Consider the following 15140-nt stretch of genomic DNA (forward strand, 5'->3'; position numbering starts at 1 on the left):
CGAGTACCCTCCGTGTCCCATGCGACACAGACCCCATGGACACAGGACGCCGGGCAATCTTCCCTCGGACCTGAGCGGCTTCGTCGGGCGGGGTGTCGAACTCGCCGAGCTGGGGCGACTGCTGGATTCCTCGCGGCTGGTCACGGTGACCGGCGCGGGCGGTGTCGGCAAGACCCGGCTGGTGCTGGCCGCGGCCAGGGCGGCGGCCGAGGCGGCGGCGGAGGCCGGTCCTGCGGACCCCGACGGCCCGGCCGGGTCGGCCGGCCCGGCGCAGGAACGCTACTGCGACGGCGTGTGGCTGGCCGAGCTGGCCTGCGTACGGGATCCCGCGCTGCTGGAGCTGACCATCGCGGAGTCGCTGGGCCTGACCGACCACACCACCCGGCCGCTGCGCACCGTGCTCGCCGAACACCTGGCCGAGCGGCGGCTGCTGCTGGTCCTGGACGGCTTCGAGCAGCTGGTCGACGAGACCGCGGCCCTGGTACGGGAACTGCTGCGCCGCTCCCCCGGCCTGCGGGTGCTGGCGGCCGGCCGGCGCCCGCTGACCCTCGACGGGGAGCTGTCCTGGCCGCTGGCCCCGCTGGCCCCCGACGAGGCGCTGGCCCTGCTGACCGAGCGGGCCGCGTCGGCCGACCCGGGCTTCGCCCCGACGGAGGCCGACCGGGCGGTCCTGGCCGAGCTGTGCGTCCGCCTCGACGGCCTGCCCCTGGCCCTGGAGCTGGCGGCGGGCCGGCTGCGCACGCTGTCCCCCTCCCAGGTGCTGTCCCGGCTGGAGGACCGCTTCGGCCTGCTGACGGGCGGCGGGCGCGGGGCGCTGCCCCGGCACCGGGCGCTGCGGACGGCGATCGGCTGGAGCCATGAGCTGTGCACGGCCGGGGAGCGGCTGCTGTGGGCCCGGCTGTCGGTCTTCGCAGGGCAGTTCGACCTGGACGCCGCCGAGTACGTGTGCGCGGGCCCGGACCTGCCGGTGGACTCGGTGCTGGACCTGGTCGGGGAGCTGCTGGGCCAGTCCCTGCTGGTCCGGGAGGAGACGGCGGCCGGGGTGCGCTACCGGATGCTGGAGACCGTACGGATCTACGGGGCGGGCTGGCTGGAGTCGCTGGGCGACGCCACCCGGCTGCGGCGCAGGCACCGGGACTGGTACATGGGTCTGGCGACCTGGTGCGAGCTGGACTGGTTCAGCCCGCGCCAGCAGGAGGTGGCCGCGCTGGTGGAGGCGGAGCTGGCGAACCTGCGGCTCGCCCTGGAGTGCTGCCTGGACGAGCCGGAGGAGATCCACCTCGGCCAGTACCTGGCGGGCACCCTCTGGTTCTACTGGGCGGGCTGCGGCCGGCTCGCCGAGGGCCGCCACTGGCTGGACCGGACCCTGGAGGGCGGCCCCGGGCACGGCCTCGACCTCTCGGAGCTGGACCTCGGGCCGGACCTGAGCCTGGAGCTCGGGCTGGGCCTCGCCGGCCCTTCGGACCCGGACCGGGAGTACGAGGGCTCGCGACTGAAGGCCCTGTGGGTGCTGGGGTACGTGGCGGCGCTGCAGGGCGACGCGGTGGCCTCGATGAGCGCCCTGTACGAGTGCCGGGACGGGGCCGCGCAGAGCGGGAACCCGGTGGCGGCGGCGTACGCGGTGCACCGGATGGGCTGCCTGGCGCTGATCTCGGACGACATGGTCCGGGCCCGGGAGCTGCTGGGCGGGGCGCTGGAGCGCTACCGGGAGGCCGGGGAGCTGAACAGCAACGTACTGATGTGCCAGGTGGAACTGGCGATGACGCTGGCCTTCCAGGGCGAGCCGGCGGGCGCGCTCGCGCTGTGCGAGGAGGTCCGGGACATCTGCGAGGAGCGCGGGGAGCGCTGGACGAAGGCCTACGCCCTGTACGTCCTGGCCTACGCGGCCCTGGACTCGGGCGACCCGGCCGGGGCGCGGCGGCTGCTGGGCGAGTGCGTGGCGATCAACCACACCTTCCGGGACCTGGTGGGGCTGGTGCTGGCGGTGGAACTGCTGGCACTGGTCACGGTGGCCGAGGGGCATCCCGCGGAGGCGGCCGTGCTCCAGGGCGCGGCCGAGCCGATGTGGGACGGGGTGGGGATGCAGCTCTTCGGCTCGGGGTACTTCAACGCCCCGCGCCTGATGTGCCAGGAGCGGGCGGGCGAGCTGCTGGGCACGGAGCGGTACGCGTCCTGCGCCCGGCACGGGCGGACTCTGTCGGTGGACGCGCTGGTGGAGCGGGCCCTGCGGGGGCCCGAGCCGGCGCCCGCGCCGAGGAGCGCGGCCCCGCTGCCGAGGCCCCGTACGACGGACGGGGCTGCGACGGGGTTCCCGAGAAGCAGGAAACCCGCCGGCTCCCCCAAGGGGGAACCGGCGGGCTGACCAGCCTGTGAGGCTACGTCCGCTGGTACGAGATCAGCGGGCGTAGTACTCGACGACGAGCTGCTCGTCGCAGATGACCGGGATTTCCTTGCGGTTCGGGTCGCGGTCCAGGCGGAAGGCCAGGGCCTTCAGGTTGACCTGCAGGTAACGGGGGGTCTCGCCCTCGCCTGCGTAGCCACCCTCACGGGCAACCTGGAACGGAACCTTCTCGCGGCTGCGCTCGCGCACCGTGATGACGTCGTCCGGACGGACGCGGAACGACGGCTTGTCGACCTTGTCGCCGTTGACCTCGATGTGGCCGTGAACGACCATCTGGCGAGCCTGGTAGATGGTGCGGGCGATGCCCGAACGCAGGACCAGGGCGTCGAGGCGACGCTCGAGCTCGACGACCAGCGCCTCGCCCGTCTTGCCTTCGGCCTTCTTGGCGCGGTCGTACGCGCGGGCCATCTGACGCTCAGAGATGTCGTACTGAGCGCGCAGACGCTGCTTCTCCAGCAGACGAACCTTGTAGTCCGAGTTCTGCTTGCGGCCACGGCCGTGCTCGCCCGGCGGGTAGGGGCGGGCCTCGAAGTACTTGACGGCCTTCGGGGTCAGCGCAATGCCGAGGGCACGCGACTTCTTGACCTTGGGTCGCTTCTGGTTCACGTGGAACCTACCTCCATGTAAGTTAGGTGAGGCTTACCTTAGCGAGGAGGACGTAATGTCTCGACCACATGGGATCCCCCTGCCCAGTGCGCATCGAAGTTCAGATCCAAACGAAACAGGATCTGCTTTCGATGACGATTGGCAGGGTCAGCCGCGTCCCAGGGAAGGCGTTCGGCAGCTCACCGGAGCCGAACGCGTACGAACCCTCGTAGAGTCCAACGCCTCAGTATCCCTCACGCTCCCAGGTGCTTTGGACCAAGGAGAGCTCGGAACAGGGGTGCCGGCCGCAAGGACCGTCACCCCGGACGGGGACGTGATTCTCCTGGTATCAGGGGAATCCGCGGCTGCCAGGGCAGCCGCTCACGCCCAGGACGACGACCTCACCGCCGTGATCGAGATCACGGATGTGGCGCCGGTGTCCGTGCCCCATCGTATCCGAGGCCGCGCGTGGCTCGCCGGGTGGCTCACTCCCGTGCGCGACGCCGCCGACCGGGCGGCCTGCGCGGCCCTGATGGCCGAGCGTCACCCGGTCGGGGAGCTGCTCGCAATGTCCGATTCGCTCGACATCCCTTACGCCGGCCGGCCCGCGTGGATGCTGCTGCGCCTGGAGGTCGGCGAGATCTCGGTGGACGACCTGTGGGGCGCCGAGCACGTGGACCCCGAGCTGCTGGCCGCGGCCGAGCCGGACCCGATGACGGCCCACGAGGCGGAGATCCTCCAGCACCTGGCCGCCTCGCACGGCGACCGGATGGGCGAGCTGTGCGCGCTGCTCGGCGCGCGGGGCGAGGGCGCGGACCTGAAGGCGGTCCCCCTCGCGCTGGACCGCCTCGGCCTGCGGGTGCGCTTCACCCGCGGGGCCACCGCCTTCGACGCCCGCTTCGACTTCCCCGAGCCGGTCGGCGACGTCTGCGGACTGCGCCGGGCGATGCGCACCCTCTTCGCCTAGGTGGTCCCTAGGCCGGACAGGTGCCCAGCATCTCCCGCAGCGCTTCCTTCTCCGGCGGGGTCACCGACAGCCCGTACTTCGCCTTGATCCCCGTGTAGCGCCGCGCGTACTCGCACCAGTAGCTCTTGACCGGCGGTTTCCACTTGTCGGCGGTCTTGCTGCTCTTCTCGTAGTTGGTCTGCTTGTCGACGGCGAGCAGCACGTCGAGGTCGTTGGCGTACGCCAGTCTGCGCTCCGGGGTCCAGGCGTACGCGCCCGCGCGCCAGGCGGCGCCGAGGGCGACGACGTGGTCGGTCTGGATCTGCGAGGCGCGCCGGTAGTAATAGGGGAGCTCCCTGCCCGTGTACGGGTCGTGCAGCGTCCCCGACACGACCACGCAGGGGTTCCGGTCGCCCTCCCGCAGCTCGCTGAGGTCCCTTCGCAGTACGTCGTCCCGGGTGTCGCACCCGTTGCGCCCGCCGACGGCATCCGTCTCGTCGGACCAGTACCTGCCGAAGTTCTCCCGCTTGTACGTCTCCCAGTTCTTGCCCCACTCGACGCTCAGCTTCGCCAGCTGCGTCCTGGCGGTGGCCGCGCTCGGGGGGAACCCGGCACTGGCGAGCGGTGCCTCCGCGAGGAGCGCCGCGGCGCTGGCGTGAGCCGTCTCGGCGTCCCCGTGGTGGCACCCGCTGAGCAGCAGTACTGCCGTCACGGCGATGAGCGAAGCCCGGCGTCCCATGCCCGGAGCCTAGGCCGGGCCGCCTCGCCCCGCGAGGCCGACACGACGCCGCTGCGCGGAGCCGTCCCCTACCCACCCTTCCACCGTTCCCGCCTCAATCGCCGGCGGGGCTGGAAAATATCCAGCCCCGCCGGCGATTGAGGCGATCTTTCAGCCCCGCAGCCGCTCGCGGACCTTTTCCACCACGTCCGCGTATCGGGCTTCGGCCCCGTACCGCGTCGGCTCGTAGTACCGCTTGCCGTGGATCTCGTCCGGCGCGTACTGCTGCGCGGCAATACCGCCCGGCACGTCGTGCGGGTACACGTACCCCACCGCGTGCCCCAGCTTCGCCGCGCCCTTGTAGTGCCCGTCCCGCAAATGCGTCGGCACGGACCCGGCCAGCCCGGCCCGGACATCCGCCAGCGCCGCACCGATCGCGGTCGTGGCGGTATTCGACTTCGGGGCCAGCGCCAGCGCGATCGTCACGTGCGACAGGGTCAGCGAGGCCTCCGGGAAGCCGATCATCGCCACCGCCTGGGCCGCCGCCACCGCGAGCGGCAGGGCCGTGGGATCCGCGAGCCCGATGTCCTCGCTCGCCGAGATCATCAGCCGGCGCGCGATGAACCGCGGGTCCTCCCCCGCCTCGATCATCCGTGCCAGATAGTGCAGCGCCGCGTCCACGTCCGAGCCGCGGATCGACTTGATCAGCGCGCTCGCCACGTCGTAGTGCTGGTCGCCGTCCCGGTCGTACTTGACCGCCGCCCGGTCGACGGCCTCCTCCACCGTCTGGAGGGTGATCTCCGGTTCGCCCTTGGCGATCGCCGAGCCCGCGCCCGCCTCCAGCGCCGTCAGCGCGCGCCGCGCGTCGCCGCCCGCGATCCGCAGCAGGTGCGCCTCGGCGTCCTCGGGCAGCGTCACCGCGCCGCCCAGGCCCCGCTCCTCCGTCAGCGCCCGGTGCATCAGCGCGCGCAGGTCGTCGTCCGTCAGCGGTTCCAGCGTGAGCAGCAGGGAGCGCGACAGCAGCGGGGAGATGATCGAGAAGTACGGGTTCTCCGTGGTCGCGGCGATCAGGGTGACCCAGCGGTTCTCCACGGCCGGCAGCAGCGAGTCCTGCTGCGCCTTGCTGAAGCGGTGGATCTCGTCGAGGAAGAGGACGGTGTCCTTGCCGTATCCGCCGGCCGCCCGCTTGGCGCCCTCGATGACCGCCCGGACCTCCTTGACCCCCGCCGTGATCGCGGACAGCTCCACGAACCGCTTCTTGGTCGCCTGGCTCACCACGTAGGCGAGGGTGGTCTTCCCGATCCCCGGCGGACCCCACAGGATCACCGAGGAAGCCCCGGCCGGACCCCCGTCCCCCTCGCCGACGAGCCTCCGCAGCGGGGAGCCGGGCTTGAGCAGGTGCTGCTGGCCGACGACCTCGTCCAGGGTGCGCGGGCGCATCCGGACGGCGAGCGGAGAACTGGAGGGGTCCTTCGCCTGGCGGTCCTCGGCGGCGGCGGTGAAGAGATCTGGTTCCACACCGGAAGCCTATGCGAGCCCACCGACAGGGCCGGCCGTCACGCCTGCCCCGCTCAGGAGGTCCAGAAGTCCCACCAGCGGGTCAGGATCAGCATTCCGATGATCCCGATGTGCAGGACGGGCAGCACCCACGTGAACTCGTCGAAGAAGGCGCGCAGCCAGCCGGGGGCCCCCAGCATGCGGTTGCGGACGTTGTGCGAGGTGACGTACCAGAACATGACGATGGTGGCGACCCAGGCCAGGCAGCACCACAGGCACAGCGAGTTGATGTTGTACAGCGACTGGTACATCAGCCAGGTGCAGAAGCCGACGCCGAAGAGCATTCCGGCGTTCAGGGTCAGCCAGTACCAGCGCGGGAAGCGGGCGCGGGCGAGCAGGCTCATGCCGACGCAGACGACCATGCCGTAGGCGACCAGTCCCAGCATCGGGTTCGGGAACCCGAAGGCGGATGCCTGGTCGCTCTTCATGATGTTGCCGCAGGACACGATCGGGTTGAGGCTGCAGCCCGGCGTGAAGTTCGGGTCCTCCAGCAGCTTGAACTTGTCGATCGTGATGACCCAGGCGGCGAGCAGGCCCGCGGCTCCGGTGATCACCAGCAGCAGGGCCAGGGCCCGGCTGCCGCCGACGGCGGTCCGCGGAGCGGCGTCCGCATCCGTACCTCGTGTCGTCATACCGCCCGCTCCACATCGTCAAGGTCCACAAGCACCGGCCATTGTGCCGTACCGGTCCCGGTGTCCACCGTTCGGTGGACATAAGGAGGCACGCACGGGGGGACCGGTCGGGCGCGTTCCGCCACACCATTTGAGACATGACACGAAATGCGGTGCAGGTGCGGGGGCTTCGCAAACAGTACGGCGAGGTCACCGCGGTGGACGGACTTGATCTGACGATCCGGCAGGGCGAGGTCTTCGGACTCCTGGGGCCCAACGGCGCCGGCAAGAGCACCACGGTGGAGATACTCCAGGGCCACCGCCAGCGGGACGGCGGCGAGGTCAGCGTGCTCGGCGCGGACCCGGCCGTCGCGGGGCGGGCCTGGCGCTCGCGCGTCGGGATCGTCTGGCAGGACGAGTCGGCGCCCGCCGAACTGACGGTACGGGAGACGGTCGAGCACTTCGCCCGCTACTACCCGGCCCCGCGCGACCCGGCCGGGGTCATCGCCCTGGTCGGCCTGGAGCACAAGCGCGAGGAGCGGGTGAAGGCGCTCTCGGGCGGCCAGCGGCGCCGGCTCGACGTGGCGCTCGGCGTCATCGGCAACCCCGAGCTGCTGCTCCTCGACGAGCCGACCACCGGCTTCGACCCGGCGGCCCGGCGACAGTTCTGGGACCTGATCCGGCTGCTCTCCGCCGAGGGCACCACCATCGTGCTCACCACGCACTACCTGGAGGAGGCCGAGGCCCTCGCCGACCGCCTCGCGGTCATCGCCAACGGCAAGGTCGTCGCCGAGGGCGAACCGGCCGGGCTGCGCTCCCGGTTCGGCACCGGCGCCACCGTCGAGTGGACCGAGGCCGACGGCACCCCGCGCAGCGTCTCCACCCAGACCCCCACCCGTACCGTCGCCGAGCTCATGGCCCGCTTCGACGGCGAGATCCCGGGTCTGAAGATCGGCCGGCCCACCCTGGAGGACGTGTACCTGCGCCTCACGGGACAGCTCGTACCCGCGACCGCGCGCCAGCAGGAGGAAGCCCGATGAGCACCGACGTCACCAAGGCCGCCGCGGCCCTGCCCGGAGCGTGGGCCCTGGGCCTGAGCCGCGGGGCCCTGGAGATCAAGCAGTTCGCCCGCCAGCGCGACTCGGTGATCTTCACCTTCGCCTTCCCCATCGTCTTCCTCACCCTCTTCGCCTCGATCTTCAGCGGCACCGTGGAGGGCACCGGGATCACCGCCTCCCAGCTCTACGCGGCCGGCATGGTCGCCGCCGGCATCATGTCCACCAGCTTCCAGTCGCTCGGCATCTCCATCGCCGTCGAACGCGACGAGAAGGTGCTGCGCCGGCTGCGCGGCACCCCGATGCCGCCGGCCGCGTACTTCCTCGGCAAGGTCTGGATGGTGCTGGTCACCGGACTCGCCGAGACCGTGGTCCTGCTGATCGTCGGCGCCACCCTCTTCGGCCTGGACCTGCCGACCTCCGCCGCGAAATGGCTCACCTTCGCCTGGATCTTCGTACTCGGCCTGGCCGGCTGCGCGCTGCTCGGCATCGCGATCAGCAGCCTGCCCAAGTCCGGCAAGAGCGCGAGCTCGGTGGTCGTCCTGCCCTTCCTGGTCCTCCAGTTCATCTCCGGCGTCTACATCCCGATCGACCAGATCCCCGACTGGCTGCTGAACATCGGTGCGCTGTTCCCGCTGAAGTGGATGTGCCAGGGTCTGCGAGGGGTGTTCCTGCCGGAGTCCGCGGCCGTCCTGGAGCAGGCGGGCAGCTGGGAGTACGGAAAGGTCGCCCTGGTCCTGGGGGCCTGGGTCGTCGGAGGATTGGTCCTGTGTCTGCTGACCTTCAAATGGAAGAGCAACCGCGACGGCTGAGGGGTTTCACGGGGGCGGCCGGAGCGCGCGAGGCCCACGTCTGGGACCGCGCGTTCGGGCCGTGGGACCTCTACTTCGGGGTGGTGTGGGTCGCCACCGTGGTCTTCGTGCTGGGGGCCGGGTTCCCGGCGGCCGGCTACCGGCTCCTCTCCGCCGCGCTGCTCGCGCCGCTCGCCCCCTGGTACGTGTGGGTCGGGCGCCCGCTGCTCCTGCTGGAGCCCGGCGCCCGGCTCCGGGAGTCGCTGCGCTACCTGGCCGGGAACCTGGCGCTGTTCCTCCCGGCCGCCGTCCTCGTCGGCGAGGCCCGGCTGGCCGCCTTCGCGCTCGTCCCGCCCTGCTTCATGCTGCTGCCGCTGCGCCGGGCGGTCGCCGCGGTGGCCCTGGTCGCGATGGCGCCGGTGGCCGGCTGGGCGGTGCTGTGGCGGCCCCCCGGTCACGACGTGTTCGTCAGCGCCCTCGGCTCGTTCGTCACCTTCGTCTTCTCCGCCTTCATCGGCGCCTGGATCACCCGGATCATCCAGCAGAGCCAGGAGCGGGCCTCGCTGATCGCCGAACTCGACGCCAGCCGGGAGGAGGTGGCCCGGCTGTCCGCCGCCCAGGGCGCCCATGCCGAAAGGGAACGCATGTCCCGCGAGATCCACGACACCCTCGCCCAGGGCTTCACGAGTCTGCTGATGCTGGTCCAGGCCGTGCAGTCGGAGCTGGAAACCGACCCGGAACAGGCCCACCGGCATCTCGAGCTGATGGCCGCCACCGCCCGGCAGAACCTGGCCGAGGCCCGCTCCCTGGTCTCGGGCGGCGCCCCCGCCGACCTGGACGCGGGCTCCCTGCCGGACGCCGTACGCCGCCTCGCGGCCCGGCAGGACCCGCCCGCGGCCGCGTCGGTGACCGGAGAGGTCCGGCCACTGGCGGCGGCTCTGGAGGTGGTGGCCCTGCGGTCCTGCCAGGAATCCCTGGCGAACGCGGCCAAGCACGCCGGTCCCGGGGCCCGCTGCTCGCTCTCCCTGTCCTACGGTGACGCCGAACTGACCGTCACGGTCGAGGACACCGGACGGGGCTTCGACCCGACGGCCCCCACCGCGGGCTACGGCCTGCGCGGACTGCGCGCCCGCGCGGCGGAGGCGGGCGGCACGGCCTCGATCGTCAGCGCGGTGCACACCGGCACCACCGTCACCGTGACACTCCCGATCCGCTGAGGAGCCGTACGACATGATCCGCATCCTGCTGGCCGACGACCACCCGGTGGTACGGGAGGGCCTGCGCGGCATGCTCAGCGCGGAGCCGGACCTGGAGGTGGTCGGGGAGGCCTCGAACGGCCCCCAGGCGGAGGCGCTGGCCGCACGGCTGCTCCCCGGCCTCGACCTGATCCTGATGGACCTGCGGATGCCGGGCGGCGACGGCGTCGAGTCCATCGCGAGGATCACCGCGGCCGGGCTGGCGGTGCGGGTGGTGGTCCTGACCACGTACGAGGACGACCGGGACATCCTGCGGGCGGTGGAGGCGGGGGCCGCGGGCTACCTGCTGAAGGACATGGCCCGGGCGGAACTGGCGGACGCGGTGCGGGCGGCGGTGCGCGGCGAAACGGTCCTGGCCCCCTCGGTGGCGGGCCGCCTGGTGGACCGGCTGCGCACCCGACCGTCGCTGCCGCGGTTGTCGGAGCGGGAGGTGTCGGTGCTCCGCCTGGTCTCTGAGGGCGCGACGAACGCGGAGATCGGCCGCCGGTTGTTCGTGGCCGAGTCCACGGTCAAGACGCACCTGTTGCGCGTCTTCGCGAAGCTGGAGGTCACGGACCGCACGGCGGCGGTGACGACCGCCATGCGGCACGGGTTGCTGTAGCGGGGCCGTCCCCTACCCGCCCTTCCACCGTTCCCCGGGCTCTGCCCGGACCCGGTCCCCAAACGCCGGACGGGCTGGATACATCCAGCCCCGCCGGCGTTTGAGGCGCGGGGTCTGGGGCGGAGCCCCGGGAAACGGCGAAAGGGCGGGGCGGGGAGAGGCTCCGCGCAGCGGCTCCCCCGCACCCGCCCCACCGGCGGCAGCGACCGTCAGGCCAGCTTCGCGCGGACCGTGTCCACGAGATCGGCCACGGCCACCGGGCTCTGCTCCCCGGACTCCATGTCCTTCAGCTGGACCACGCCCTCCTCCAGGTCACGGTCGCCCGCGACCACCGCGAACCGCGCCCCGCTGCGGTTCGCGTCCTTCATCGCACCCTTGAGGCCCTTGCCCCCGTAGGACATGTCCGCCGCCACACCGGCCCGCCGGAGCTCGGTGACCAGACCGAACAGCACCGGCTTCGCCCCGCCCAGCGCCACCGCGAAGACGGAGGTCGCGGCGGGGATGTCCAGCTCGATGCCCTCGGCTTCGAGCGCCAGCACCGTACGGTCCACGCCGAGCGCCCAGCCGACCGAAGGCAGTGCCGGTCCGCCGATCATCTCGGAGAGGCCGTCGTAGCGGCCGCCGCCGCCGACCGCGGACTGCGAGCCCAGACCGTCGTGGACGAACTCGAAGGTGGTCCGCGTGTAGTAGTCCAGGCCGCGGACCAGCTTCTCGTCGTCCTCGAAGACGACCCCGGCCGCCGTCACCAGCGCCCGGACCTCCTCGTGGTACGCCTTGCACGCGTCGCAGAGGTAGTCGCGCAGCATCGGGGCGCCGACCAGCTGCTTCTGTACGTCGGTCCGCTTGTCGTCGAGGACGCGCAGCGGGTTGATCTCGGCCCGGCGGACGGTCTCCTCGTCGAGGTCCAGTCCGCTCAGGAAGGCCTGGAGCGCTTCCCGGTACACCGGGCGGCACTCCTTGTCGCCCAGCGAGTTCAGCAGGATCCGGAAGTTGCGCAGGCCCAGCGAGCGGTACGCCTGGTCGGCCAGGATGATCAGCTCGGCGTCCAGCGCCGGGTCCTCGGCTCCGATGGCCTCGGCACCGACCTGCGAGAAGTGGCGGTAGCGCCCCTTCTGCGGCTTCTCGTAACGGTAGTACGAGCCCGAGTACCAGAGCTTGACCGGCAGGTTGCCCTTCTTGTGCAGGCTCGCCTCCAGCGCCGCGCGCAGCACGGAGGCCGTGCCCTCGGGACGCAGCGCCAGCTGGTCACCGCCCTTGGTCTCGAAGGCGTACATCTCCTTGGAGACGATGTCGGTGGACTCGCCGACACCGCGGGCGAAGAGGCCCACGTCCTCGAAGCCGGGGGTCTCGATGTAGCCGTAGCCGGAGTTGCGCAGCGGGGCCGAGATGGCCTCGCGTACCGCCAGGTACTTCACGGAGACCGGCGGGATCAGGTCGTACGTGCCCTTGGGGGCCTGAAAAGTAGCCACGAAACTCTCGTCACATTCCTCGTCGTGGAGACGTGAAACCGTCTCCGAGGCCGGCGGCCACCTGCCGCAGGTACGGGTTGGTGGCGCGCTCACGGCCAATGGTCGTGTGCTCGTTGTGTCCGGGCAGCACCACGGTCGAGTCGTCGAGCGGCAGGCACACGCGGGCCAGCGACTCGAGCATGTCGGCGTGGCTGCCGCCGGGGAAGTCGGTGCGTCCGATGGAGCCGGCGAAGAGCAGGTCGCCCGAGAACAGCAGCGGAGGGATGTCCGCGGCCTCGGGCGTCCCGAAGGTCACCGACCCCGGTGTATGGCCGGGGGCGTGCGAGACGGTGAGCTCCATGCCCGCCAGGGCGAGCTTCGCGCCGTCGGTGAGCTCCCTGACCTCGGAGGGCTCCCCCACCGTGAGCTCGCCCATGAGCTGCGCTCCCAGGGAGCGGCCCAGGGCCTTCTCCGGGTCGCTCATCATGAAGCGGTCCGCGGGGTGGATCCATGCCGGTACGTCGTGTGCTCCGCACACCGGGACCACGGAGGCCACATGATCGATGTGGCCGTGGGTCAGGACGACCGCGACGGGCTTGAGCCGATGCTTCTTCAGCGTCTCCTCGACGCCCCGGGTGGCCTGGTGGCCGGGGTCGATGATGACGCACTCCTCACCGGCGGCGGGGGCGACCACGTAACAGTTGGTCCCCCAGGCCCCGGCGGGGAACCCGGCAATCAGCACGTTCGTCCCTCAAATCGTCGTCCGGCGGGAGCTTCGGCGGCCGCCGAAGGTCGGAAGGTCGCTGCTCAGAGCCTACCGGCGCCGCTCATTACACAGCGAACCCATATACGGTACGGCCTAACCCAGCCCGGACAGTGGTACCAGATACGCACAAGGAGACGACCCCGTGGTCACGAGCGATCAGCGGCGGCGCCAGCTCGCCAGGGAGAAGTACGAACGCCAGCAGAAGCGGCGTGCCGATGCACGGCGCAAGACGCGCCAGCGCATGGCCGTGGTCGGGGCGGTGGTGGCCGTGGTCGTAGCCACGCTGGTCGGCCTCGTGGTCGGCGGCGTCTTCGACAAGGACAAGAAGAACGAGGCGGCCGATCCGGCCGCGAACCCGTCGGCCTCGCCGACGCCGCAGCAGTCCCCCTCGCCGGCGATGGCGATCGACGCCAAGGCGAAGTACACCTTCGACCTGAAGACCAGCGCGGGCGACGTCAAGTTCGAGATGGACGCGGCGAAGACCCCGCAGACGGTCAACTCGTTCAAGTCGCTCGCCGACAAGAACTTCTTCGACAACACCAAGTGCCACCGCCTGACGACGAACGGGATCTTCGTCCTGCAGTGCGGCGACCCCCAGGGCACCGGCATGGGCGGCCCCGGCTACACCATCGCGGACGAGAACCTCGACTCGCTGGGCAAGGCCAACGACCAGGGCCAGGTGGTCTACCCGGCGGGCACGGTGGCGATGGCCAACACGGGTCAGCCCGGCTCGGGCGGCAGCCAGTTCTTCCTGGTCTACAAGGACAGCCCGCTGGCCCCCTCGTACACCCCCTTCGGCAAGATCGACGCGGCCGGTCTGAAGGTGCTCGAAGAGGTGGCCAAGGCCGGTACGGCCGACGGCGGCGCGGACGGCGCGCCGAAGACCCCGGTGACCATCGAGAAGGCCACCGTCACCCAGAACTGACGGGGACCGGGCGGACCGGGCCCGGCCGGCACCGCACCCGCACGCCGATATTCCGTCGTGCTGGATGCGGACAGCCGGCCCGGCGGTCGCCTATGTTGGCGTTGTGCAGGGCGGGCGCGGCCCGCCCCAGGAAACTGTGGACGATGCCCAGGGGGTGAACCCCTCGCAAGGCATCAGGTGGAGGAGGCGCTGTGAGCAGCGACCCGTGGGGCCGAGTCGACGAGACCGGCACCGTGTACGTGCGTACTGCCGATGGCGAGAAGGTCGTCGGATCGTGGCAGGCGGGCACCCCGGAGGAGGCCTTGGCCTACTTCGAGCGCAAGTACGAGGGCCTGGTGGTCGAGATCGGCCTCCTCGAACGACGAGTACGGACCACCGATCTGTCCTCCAAGGACGCCCAGACGGCCATCGAGCACCTGCGCACGCAGGTGGACGAGCACCACGCCGTGGGCGACCTCGAAGCGCTGCGCGGCCGGCTGGACAAGCTGGTGTCGACCGTGGACTCGCGGCGCGAGGAGCGGAAGGTCCAGAAGGCCAAGCAGACGGACGAGGCCCGTACGGCCAAGGACGCGCTGGTCGCCGAGGCCGAGCAGCTGGCGCAGAGCGACCAGTGGCGCAGCGCGGGCGAGCGGCTCCGCGCGCTGGTGGACATCTGGAAGGGTCTCCCCCGCCTCGACCGCAAGTCGGACGACGAGCTGTGGCACCGCTTCTCGCACGCCCGCTCCGCCTTCTCCAAGCGCCGCAAGGCCCACTTCGCCTCGCTCGACGCGCAGCGCGAGGACGCCCGCAAGGTCAAGGAGAAGCTGGTCGCGGAGGCCGAGGCGCTCTCGAAGTCTGCCGACTGGGGTCCGACCGCGGCGCGCTACCGCGAGCTGATGGAGAGCTGGAAGGCCGCGGGGCGCGCGCAGCGCGAGTCCGAGGACGACCTGTGGAACCGTTTCCGCGGCGCCCAGGACGTGTTCTTCGCGGCGCGCAGCGAGGTCTTCGCCGAGCGCGACGCCGAGCAGGTGGAGAACCTGAAGCTCAAGGAGGAGCTGGCCGACGAGGCCGAGAAGCTCGTCCCGATCACCGACCTGAAGGCGGCCCGCGCCGCGTTCCGCTCGCTGAACGAGCGCTGGGAGGCCATCGGCCACGTACCGCGGGACGCGCGTCCCAAGGTCGAGGGCCGGATGCACGCCGTCGAGCGGGCCATCCAGGAGACCGAGGAAGGCGAGTGGCGCCGTACGAACCCGGAGGCGCGGGCCCGTGCGGCCGGCCTGACGGGTCAGCTCCAGGCGGCGGTCGACAAGCTCCGCGGCCAGATCGACGCGGCCCGCGCCACGGGCAACAACTCCAAGGCCGACAAGCTGGCCCGGGAACTGGAGGGCCGCCAGGCCCTGCTGGACCAGGCGCTGAAGGGTCTCGAGGAGTTCGGCGGCTGATCCGGGCCGCCCCGCACACGTGAAGGGCCCCGGTACTGATCCCAGTACCGGGGCCCTTC

14 protein-coding genes are annotated in these 15140 nt (G+C 71.5%); 8 read left to right on the forward strand and 6 right to left on the reverse strand.

Features of this window, described 5'->3' with window-relative positions; genetic code table 11:
• Nucleotides 1-19: 19 nt before the first annotated feature.
• Nucleotides 20-2362, forward strand: a complete 2343-nt coding sequence (locus OHU74_RS06275) for an AAA family ATPase (protein WP_371614978.1) — start codon at nucleotides 20-22, stop codon at nucleotides 2360-2362.
• A 33-nt stretch (nucleotides 2363-2395) separates the two neighbouring features.
• Here OHU74_RS06275 and rpsD read toward each other — a convergent pair whose 3' ends face one another.
• Nucleotides 2396-3007 carry a 30S ribosomal protein S4 gene (gene rpsD / locus OHU74_RS06280; protein WP_008740451.1) on the reverse strand — a complete coding sequence of 204 codons (612 nt, stop codon included), beginning with the start codon at nucleotides 3005-3007 and terminating at the stop codon, nucleotides 2396-2398.
• Between the two features lie 55 nt (nucleotides 3008-3062).
• Between rpsD and OHU74_RS06285 the strand changes: the two genes are divergently transcribed.
• The gene (locus OHU74_RS06285) at nucleotides 3063-3953 is read left to right on the forward strand and encodes a DUF2470 domain-containing protein (RefSeq protein WP_371614979.1); all 891 of its coding nucleotides are present in this window, start codon (nucleotides 3063-3065) and stop codon (nucleotides 3951-3953) included.
• A gap of 7 nt (nucleotides 3954-3960) precedes the next feature.
• Here the strand turns inward: OHU74_RS06285 and OHU74_RS06290 are convergent, their stop codons facing one another.
• From OHU74_RS06290 to OHU74_RS06300, 3 genes are all read right to left on the reverse strand, one after another.
• Nucleotides 3961-4671: an HNH endonuclease family protein gene (locus tag OHU74_RS06290; RefSeq protein WP_371614980.1), complete on the reverse strand. Its 711-nt coding sequence runs from the start codon at nucleotides 4669-4671 to the stop codon at nucleotides 3961-3963.
• A 150-nt stretch (nucleotides 4672-4821) separates the two neighbouring features.
• Nucleotides 4822-6168 (reverse strand): replication-associated recombination protein A, encoded by a 1347-nt coding sequence (locus OHU74_RS06295; RefSeq protein ID WP_371614981.1) that lies wholly within the window; start codon nucleotides 6166-6168, stop codon nucleotides 4822-4824.
• A gap of 53 nt (nucleotides 6169-6221) precedes the next feature.
• Nucleotides 6222-6839 (reverse strand): vitamin K epoxide reductase family protein, encoded by a 618-nt coding sequence (locus tag OHU74_RS06300; protein WP_371614982.1) that lies wholly within the window; start codon nucleotides 6837-6839, stop codon nucleotides 6222-6224.
• 137 nt (nucleotides 6840-6976) lie between these two features.
• On the opposite strand from OHU74_RS06300, the gene OHU74_RS06305 reads away from it, so the two are divergent.
• From OHU74_RS06305 to OHU74_RS06320, 4 genes are read left to right on the forward strand one after another with little or no spacing between them, the layout of a single operon-like run.
• On the forward strand, nucleotides 6977-7858 hold the full coding sequence (locus OHU74_RS06305; protein ID WP_371614983.1) for an ABC transporter ATP-binding protein: 882 nt from the start codon (nucleotides 6977-6979) through the stop codon (nucleotides 7856-7858).
• Entirely contained in the window at nucleotides 7855-8685 is an 831-nt protein-coding gene (locus OHU74_RS06310) for an ABC transporter permease (RefSeq protein ID WP_371614984.1), read from the forward strand. The genes OHU74_RS06305 and OHU74_RS06310 overlap by 4 nt, the downstream gene beginning before the upstream one ends.
• Entirely contained in the window at nucleotides 8661-9881 is a 1221-nt protein-coding gene (locus tag OHU74_RS06315; protein ID WP_371614985.1) for a sensor histidine kinase, read from the forward strand. Before OHU74_RS06310 ends, OHU74_RS06315 begins: the two co-directional genes overlap by 25 nt.
• 13 nt (nucleotides 9882-9894) lie before the next feature.
• The gene (locus tag OHU74_RS06320) at nucleotides 9895-10521 is read left to right on the forward strand and encodes a response regulator (protein ID WP_371614986.1); all 627 of its coding nucleotides are present in this window, start codon (nucleotides 9895-9897) and stop codon (nucleotides 10519-10521) included.
• A gap of 209 nt (nucleotides 10522-10730) precedes the next feature.
• Here OHU74_RS06320 and hisS read toward each other — a convergent pair whose 3' ends face one another.
• Both hisS and OHU74_RS06330 read right to left on the reverse strand, forming a co-directional pair.
• Nucleotides 10731-11990: a histidine--tRNA ligase gene (hisS, locus tag OHU74_RS06325; RefSeq protein ID WP_330295430.1), complete on the reverse strand. Its 1260-nt coding sequence runs from the start codon at nucleotides 11988-11990 to the stop codon at nucleotides 10731-10733.
• Between the two features lie 10 nt (nucleotides 11991-12000).
• Nucleotides 12001-12711: an MBL fold metallo-hydrolase gene (locus tag OHU74_RS06330; RefSeq protein ID WP_371614987.1), complete on the reverse strand. Its 711-nt coding sequence runs from the start codon at nucleotides 12709-12711 to the stop codon at nucleotides 12001-12003.
• 166 nt (nucleotides 12712-12877) lie between these two features.
• Here OHU74_RS06330 and OHU74_RS06335 point away from each other — a divergent pair, with 166 nt between their 5' ends.
• Nucleotides 12878-13660 carry a peptidylprolyl isomerase gene (locus OHU74_RS06335; protein WP_371614988.1) on the forward strand — a complete coding sequence of 261 codons (783 nt, stop codon included), beginning with the start codon at nucleotides 12878-12880 and terminating at the stop codon, nucleotides 13658-13660.
• A gap of 191 nt (nucleotides 13661-13851) precedes the next feature.
• The gene (locus tag OHU74_RS06340; RefSeq protein ID WP_371614989.1) at nucleotides 13852-15081 is read left to right on the forward strand and encodes a DUF349 domain-containing protein; all 1230 of its coding nucleotides are present in this window, start codon (nucleotides 13852-13854) and stop codon (nucleotides 15079-15081) included.
• Nucleotides 15082-15140 lie beyond the last annotated feature (59 nt).

Origin of the sequence: Streptomyces sp. NBC_00454 (assembly GCF_041434015.1) — a bacterium.
Taxonomy (GTDB): domain Bacteria; phylum Actinomycetota; class Actinomycetes; order Streptomycetales; family Streptomycetaceae; genus Streptomyces.